Genomic DNA, 7,048 nt, shown 5'->3' on the forward strand with positions numbered 1-7,048 from the left:
TCAAGTTTACTTAGACTTGCTCGCCTGAAATTCAGTTAGCAAAATTTCGCTACCAGCGAGCAAAGTGATCTTCTGTTAGGCCAAGAACACCATCGAGTTGATGTGTCACTCCATTGTTGTCTTCAATCGAGCCAGAAAAGTGACCAATGAACTGACGAAAGTTACTTTTTAACAGCCATAAATTGAGCTTTTCGCTGCGATTATTTAAGGGCGTAAAGGTCAGGTTTATACGTCCATCTTGTGATGTTATCTGCCAAGGTAAATTGGTGTCTTGGCGACTAAACGCAAACTGTACCGGGTTAAGTAAGTGCCGAGTTCCATTGATCCATAAAACGTTCTCGCAGCCTCCGGTTTCATTGACGCCTGCTGCGAGGTTCAAGCCAATATCTGTCCCATTGGATTGCGTGTTGATGCTTGCCCAGCGCCAACTGGTTTCACGTCTCATGTAACCCGCTGAAAAGTCATAACCGGCACGAGCTTGTTCGAGAACGAGTGATTCTCCCTTGATTTGGATTTCACCGCTGATGCGCAAAGCATTGTGCTTTTGGGTGTAAGTCCAACCTGAATAACCCGTTGGGCTGCACATCGCCATGGGCAAGCTGTCGGTTTCAGGCTCTAAAGAAATATCGGCCTTGATGAATTTCGTATTCAAGCGAACTCGCCATTGTCCGCCCTCGATATAGAAAGCAATGCTTTGATCTGCAATGCTTGTCTTTCCTTCAAATGGTGAAGGCGTTACATGCTTATCAAACCCTAATGGCCTCAACCAAGATGACTCTTGCAGATGGTTGTTTTCTATGTCGTACAGATAACAAAATGCCGAGCCTAAGTAACGAATATCCGCGATAGCGACGCCGATAATGTGTGTGTCGGTGACGATGCTGACAAACTGGAATTGCTTATAGTGGAAGTGCTTCTGCCAAGGGTTTGCTTTTGAATCCATCGAGTTTCGGTAGTCAAAGTTCTCGATGTTTAGGTGTTTAAGGATGCCATCGAAATGCCCAATGATCGGCTGACCATTAGAATTAATCAAACTGTATGGGGCTGGGTTGGTTTTTATCATTGCGATGGTTCACATTATTTTAACAACTAAAGCCATTGTGCGATGAGTAGCGTAGAATTGGGAGGTCATATTCGGACAAGAGCGCGTTACCAATCACGATTTTGTCAGCATGTGTTGTTAAGGCTGAGTAGTCATGTTGATGGGAATGGGCTCGATATAAGGAGAGACGATTGGAGATTATCGCGGAGTATAAGCCAACCGGACATAGGCACCAGTTGGGTACATTAGATATCGCGCTGCTGTTGAATACGCTAGAGCAACGAGTTATCGATATTGAAAGGCTACTCAATGATGTGGGTTTGCCGAACATGGATTGGCGAGACCCGAATGGAAAGCTGACTTTCGCTGATAAACTTGCGTTATTTAGCGTGGCGAATCAGAGCTTTCCTCACGATGGCTTAGGGCTTTGGCTGGGGGAACACGCTAGCTTGAGCCACTTTGGTGTGTTGGGTTATGCGCTATCGACCAGTCAAAATGTCGGGGAGGCCATCAAGTCGGGCTTTAAATATCTGCGCCTGAACGGTCCTATCTTCTCGGTTAAATTGTTTCTAGATTCCGATCAAGCAGTGATTCAGATTGAGAACACCTTGGAAGTAGGTGATCTCCTGCCTTTCTGCAGTGAATATTTCTTAAGTTCAATCGTCTCTTTGTTCAAAGAACTGACTGGTCATGAATTGGATATTCACACTTTAGCTTTGCCTTATGCTCGTCCCAATTACGCTAAGCTCTATGACGATCGTTTCCAGTGCCCTGTAGTTTTTGAGCAGAGCCATTGTGAATTGCGTTTTGATGCCTCGGTTTTATCACAGACCTTATTGACTCATGATGCCGCGACACTGAAGCGCTATCTTGCGTCTTGCCAGTCGATAGTCGAAACGTTGGACTCTGAGCATCTGCTGACTAATCAGATCAAAACGATCTTTTATCAAACCGCAGGTAGTTTCCCGACTATAGAACAACTCGCGGATGAGTTTGGTTGTAGCTCTCGTACACTCAGGCGAGAGCTAGTGACCCATGAATCCAGTTACCAAATATTACTTACCGAAGTTCGAGTGGAGCTGGCCAAAGAGCTATTACTCGGCACAACCATGAGCATTGATGACATCGGTGAAAGGCTCGGTTATAGCGACCCTGCAAATTTCAGAAGGGCGTTTAAAGGTTGGCTCAATAAAACGCCCGCTCAGTTTCGTGATGGTTTAAGTTAAGGCGTTACTTGCTAAAGAACTGTTCTCTGAAATCGGTGACTTGCTGCTGATAGTAACTGTCCCAATCTTGTTGAGTCCAAGTGGCATAACTTGATGAACGTTGAGAGCCTAAGGTCGCTTTGAGCTGATCCAGTTGCACGTGATAACTCATCACGGTTTGTTGCTGTTGTGCGACTTGTTGTTCTCGCGCGGCAATGTTGCTGGCCTGCGCTTCATCTAAGTAGGCATCTTGAAGGTCGGCTTTGACTGATGCTACTTCAGCAGGGCTATAGCTGCTGGGTATCAAAGATACTGCCAGTTCATATTTTTGAAGCTGTGTTTCGGCGTTTAACGTGCCCGTATTGTTTTGCCATTCACTAAGCAAATCTTGATAGTTGGCCAAAAACTGGCTCGCTTCGTTCTCTTCAAGGGTGTTGGCGTCAAGCGTAAAATCCAGATGAGCAAACTGGTCAGCGAATAGCTGGTGGGCCAACTCTCCCCATACTTGCTGTGCAGACTGCTTGAATAAGGCAACACGATCTTCAAGAGTCTCTATGGATTCAAGTGGGATGGTACTTTGGGCTAATTGCCAGTCGACTGATAGCTGCGGATAGTCGCTCAGTAACTCAAACCATATGCTCGGCAATTCTGATTTCAATCGTGCGAGTTGCTCTGCGCAGTCATCGCGTTGTTGACAAAGCTTCCAGAACCCATCGAGTTCATCGAATAGAGCTTTACCTTCAAGTTCGCTTAAGTTTTCAACATGCGTTTCTCCGCCGGATGATTTAGTTTGGGATTGATTGCTCTGCGATGTTGCATTTCCCGAACTGGCGGTTGCAGTGGGTGTGAAATTATCGTCATCAGTTGTCGCAGAAACACGGGGCTTAGCTTCTGTGTGTTGAGCCGCAGATAGCGGTATTCCGTTCGATTTTGATGACCATGAGTAGCCAATAATGCTCGTCACAGCGACGAGCATTATGATTAATATAACTCGATGCATTATTGGTTCACCGAGTTACTTGATCACGGCGCTAACAGGGAAGTGGTCTGAAAGGTTGTAGTGCTTCCATAATTCACTGCTGGTTGATCTTGGAACATCAACGCGGTTATTGTTGTGAGTTTTTTGTGCGTACTCCGAACTCACCACTACGTAATCCAAGTATTCGACATTTTCCCCGCCAGACATAGGTTCGCCTGCAAAGTTGTTGATACGAGGATCAAAGGTTGAAGCGGTATAACCTGAATACTCCGGCTCATCGGCTTGCAGGTTAGCGAACATTTGTTGGTAGTCGCCTGGGAACTTCAGCTTGTTCACGTTGAAGTCACCGCTGTAAATAACCGTTTCAGAGGTTGGTATTTCCAGTGATTGAGCAAGCTGACGCATCTGCTTGAATTGACGTTGTCGGTAGTCACGAGCGGTGTCCGTATCGAATGATGCGGTGTGAGTGCCAAACACATGGTAAGCCTGACCATTCTTGATAACCTCGGCATAATTCACGCCCTTATCAGCGAAACAATCTGTGCCTGTACAATCAGGGAACACGTATTGCGCTTCGTTAACGATAGGGTAGCGGCTGACAATGATCACGCCGCCGTCATAGATGTTAATCCCATCTTTATCGAGCATTTTAGTTTGATAAGGATACTCTTTTGCCAGTTCACGCAAGAATTCATCTCTGCCGTTAGCAAACACCTCTTGTAGCGCCAACACGTCATAGCCCTTTACGTATTGAGGGATCAGGTCATAGCGGTCACCAATATGTGAAGCGATGGCAGGCAGCGCCCAGATGTTATAAGTCATGACTTTGAGTGTATTGGCATCTGGCTCTGGTTGCTCATCCACTTTTGGAGGGGTGATGGTGTAATAAATATCATCGTAGCGCGCTGTAGAATCGGCTTTAAGTGCTAGCTCTGCGTTGACCCCGAACGCATCGGTTGTGCTGCGATGAATATTACGATCGTCATGCAATGTTAGGTTGACGTCTGCGGCACTCAAACCATGTTGCAGTGTCGAGTTATACCAATGTCCCTTCATGGTTTGGTTGAGCGTGACACTTTCGCCCACAGCGTTCGATACCACAGTGTCAAACTCATAGGTCTTCCCAGATTTCACACCAGTCCAGCGGTTAAAACTGATCAGCTTCTTCGTTTCCCAAGGACCAATCTGTTCAACATGCTGTTGCCACTCATCCCCAAGTTGAAGCAGGTCGGTACCGGTGTGGTTGGCTTGAATGGTCATCACTTGATTGGTGTTATTGGTGAGATACACGTCGGTGTCTGCGATCGCAGAGGTCGAAGCGATTGATGTGGATGCCACAAGTGCAGCTAACCAAGTCCATTGAGTTTTCATTGTTTACGTTATCCTTATTGATTGATATCTAGAATAACGTAGTCAAGAGTTATGACATTGGAGTTATAAATCTATGGCATTTATTCAAATATGAGATATATGCCAAGGTTTTATAAAATTGATTAACCATTGAAAATTAACATATTGTCTTGTTGGAATGATAAATGGTACGCGCGCGAATAACAGAGTCAGATAATGGTGTTGAGTCGGTGGAGCAGCCAATGTTGGCATGCTTAAATCAAAACTGTATGTTCGGGGGAGAGTAGAGATTGTGAGCAACAAGAAGGGAATATGGACACAGCTTAGAGCTATCAGCATAAATTTTGCGATTGTTCTGTAATTTACTCTTGTTCAGTAAACAGAAACCTCAAAAACAGGTATGATAGTGCCGTTTTTAATCCTGAACTGGGAAAGTCATGGCAAAGTTAACACTCCAAGAGCAGATGCTTAAAGCTGGCTTGGTAAATGAGAAAAAATTAAAGAAGGCGAAGAAAGGCTCTAAAAAGTCTCGCGTTCAGTCTCGTGAAGCAAAAGCGGCAGCTGAAGAAACTAAACTGGCGCAGCAAGCGAAAGACAAAGAGCTAAACCAACAGTTGAAAGAACAACAGTTGAGCAAAGAAATTAAAGCTCAAGTGAAGCAACTGATTGAGATGAACAAGATCGAACAGAAGAACGGTGAGATCAAATACAACTTCACCGACGGTACGCTAGTTAAATATCTTTACGTAGAAGAGCTGACTCAAAAGCAACTAAGTAAAGGCATTCTAAGTATTGCTCGTCAAGGCGAGAGCTATGTTGTTATTCCAACAGCAGTAGCGAACAAGATTGCTATGCGCGACGAAGAATCTATCGTTGATACGCAGGCAGGTAGCACAGACGAAGTAGACGAAGATGACCCGTACAAAGACTTCGTGATCCCAGATGATCTAATGTGGTAATCCGTTTTACCTAGCTCCATTTTAATGGTTAGCTAAGTTTACAGGATCTAAGAATGCAGCGAACAATCACTCGATTGGCGCTGCATTTTTTTTGGCGCGAAATGACTTCAACAAATCTTGAATAAAGCTTAGTGTTCTGACATGCCGTAAACAAGGCTATCATTGGCACTTGCATGATCGATAAAATCGGTATTAGCGCGCTGTTCGTGTTGGTCATAGCCATCGAAGTAACAGTCGCCAATTTCATTGCGCGGGCAAACGTGAATGTGGTCTTTGATGACCAGTTCGGTAGAGCAGCATGGGCAGTGTTTTACATGTCCAGTGAGTACCGTAGATCGATTTGGTTTCATACATCCTCCTGATAGGCACTGTAATCTGATTGCCTATTTGCACCCTAAGTTACGCAAATTAGTGTGTCGTTATGATTTCATTTTTAAGTCAATGAAAAACGATTCAGAAAGTGAATACTTAGCGGCTAATACAGATGTATGACTGAGAGAATGTAAGACGAATCAAGCCCAGAGCAGACGCAATGGGCTTGGAATAACAGCTGAAACTTTCTATGGGCTTATGGCTGCATTGGGGTAAGCGTTAGCTGAGCGCTGTTATAACCCAGTTGCGCTAGGGCTGCAGGGGCGAAATCAGTCACTATTTTAATATCACCCGCGTAGTAGGTTTCGTGATTGTTGAACGTCGTTGTATCGAATGAATCAACAGAATGCTCAGCGCCGATATCTATCATCCCTGAATATTGAGATTCAGCACTGAATTGACCAGACACGTGAGAATAGAACGGACGGACACTTGCTCCTGCGGCGTACTGCATGCTACTCAAGCCATTGGTGTTGATTGCCCAACTCCAGTCCCACCATTTCATCTCTCCAGGAATATAGCGATGGTCCCATTGGTAGCGGATATTGGCTTGATCTTCGCTGGTGGTTCCCATGGTAAAGGTGTGTGAGACAGTAGGGCGGTTTGTTGGATGTGAGCTCAGCGCATTGCCGCTATAACGAAGAAAACCTGTGAAGCTCACGTCGTAACTCATGTTGGTTTTGATGCGGTATGGGTAAGAGATGGTAGAGCGTAAGAACTCGACTTGAAAAGGTAGCACGGAGTGAGCAGGCACGGTAATGATGGCTTGCAGTTCTGTCGGCTCAAAACGAGCGCCACTGTTGGTATCGGAGAAACGTTGGCCTTCTTCTAGCGCGACTCTTACCTCTGTTTTTCCAACTTGTGGCCAATGAAAGGTCTCATCAATGACGACTGAATCAGCAAGGTCGAAGCGCTGTGTTTTACTCCATTGTGTTGATTGCTTAAAATGAAGGTCAACGACGATTTGTTTCGGCTGATCAGTCTTGTTAATAGCATAAGCTGTAAGGGTGTTGACCAGGTCTTGGTCAGTTTCTTCTACCCTGTAAATAATTCTGTGTAACTGTCGGGGTTACATGTATTCAGTGAGTCTGTCTTCGAACATAATCATAAAGCGGTTTAGAGCTTGTCGCCAGTTTCTAAT

The 7,048-nt window shown here is 45.1% G+C and carries 6 protein-coding genes and 1 pseudogene; 2 read left to right on the top strand and 5 right to left on the bottom strand.

Features of this window, described 5'->3' with window-relative positions; genetic code table 11:
- Positions 1 to 49: 49 nt before the first annotated feature.
- Positions 50 to 1,063 carry a DUF2804 domain-containing protein gene (locus tag F0229_RS20585; RefSeq protein ID WP_171733591.1) on the bottom strand — a complete coding sequence of 338 codons (1,014 nt, stop codon included), beginning with the start codon at positions 1,061 to 1,063 and terminating at the stop codon, positions 50 to 52.
- Positions 1,064 to 1,233: 170 nt separating this feature from the next.
- Between F0229_RS20585 and F0229_RS20590 the strand changes: the two genes are divergently transcribed.
- Complete coding sequence (locus tag F0229_RS20590; protein WP_171733592.1) at positions 1,234 to 2,268, top strand: AraC family transcriptional regulator; 1,035 nt, start codon at positions 1,234 to 1,236, stop codon at positions 2,266 to 2,268.
- Between the two features lie 4 nt (positions 2,269 to 2,272).
- Here the strand turns inward: F0229_RS20590 and F0229_RS20595 are convergent, their stop codons facing one another.
- Together F0229_RS20595 and F0229_RS20600 are read right to left on the bottom strand one after the other, a co-directional pair.
- Positions 2,273 to 3,223, bottom strand: coding sequence for a chromosome partitioning protein ParA (locus F0229_RS20595; RefSeq protein ID WP_171733594.1), 951 nt, complete (start codon positions 3,221 to 3,223; stop codon positions 2,273 to 2,275).
- A gap of 39 nt (positions 3,224 to 3,262) precedes the next feature.
- Complete coding sequence (locus tag F0229_RS20600; RefSeq protein ID WP_171733593.1) at positions 3,263 to 4,597, bottom strand: sphingomyelin phosphodiesterase; 1,335 nt, start codon at positions 4,595 to 4,597, stop codon at positions 3,263 to 3,265.
- Positions 4,598 to 5,013: 416 nt separating this feature from the next.
- Between F0229_RS20600 and F0229_RS20605 the strand changes: the two genes are divergently transcribed.
- The gene (locus F0229_RS20605) at positions 5,014 to 5,535 is read left to right on the top strand and encodes a DUF2058 domain-containing protein (protein ID WP_010441213.1); all 522 of its coding nucleotides are present in this window, start codon (positions 5,014 to 5,016) and stop codon (positions 5,533 to 5,535) included.
- Positions 5,536 to 5,663: 128 nt separating this feature from the next.
- Here F0229_RS20605 and F0229_RS20610 read toward each other — a convergent pair whose 3' ends face one another.
- Both F0229_RS20610 and F0229_RS20615 read right to left on the bottom strand, forming a co-directional pair.
- On the bottom strand, positions 5,664 to 5,885 hold the full coding sequence (locus F0229_RS20610; RefSeq protein ID WP_017059142.1) for a hypothetical protein: 222 nt from the start codon (positions 5,883 to 5,885) through the stop codon (positions 5,664 to 5,666).
- 218 nt (positions 5,886 to 6,103) lie between these two features.
- Positions 6,104 to 6,946 (bottom strand): annotated as a pseudogene (locus F0229_RS20615) (aerolysin family beta-barrel pore-forming toxin); the annotation flags it as partial.
- Between the last annotated feature and the right edge of the window lie 102 nt (positions 6,947 to 7,048).

The organism is Vibrio sp. AIC-3, assembly GCF_013114515.1.
Lineage (GTDB): Bacteria > Pseudomonadota > Gammaproteobacteria > Enterobacterales > Vibrionaceae > Vibrio > Vibrio crassostreae_C.

Bases quoted from the DNA above. Each gene is read 5' to 3' on its own strand.
- F0229_RS20585 (WP_171733591.1), bottom strand. From the start codon at position 1,063: ATGATAAAAACCAACCCAGCCCCATACAGTTTGATTAATTCTAATGGT.
- F0229_RS20595 (WP_171733594.1), bottom strand. From the start codon at position 3,223: ATGCTCGTCGCTGTGACGAGCATTATTGGCTACTCATGGTCATCAAAA.
- F0229_RS20600 (WP_171733593.1), bottom strand. From the start codon at position 4,597: ATGAAAACTCAATGGACTTGGTTAGCTGCACTTGTGGCATCCACATCA.
- F0229_RS20605 (WP_010441213.1), top strand. From the start codon at position 5,014: ATGGCAAAGTTAACACTCCAAGAGCAGATGCTTAAAGCTGGCTTGGTA.
- F0229_RS20610 (WP_017059142.1), bottom strand. From the start codon at position 5,885: ATGAAACCAAATCGATCTACGGTACTCACTGGACATGTAAAACACTGC.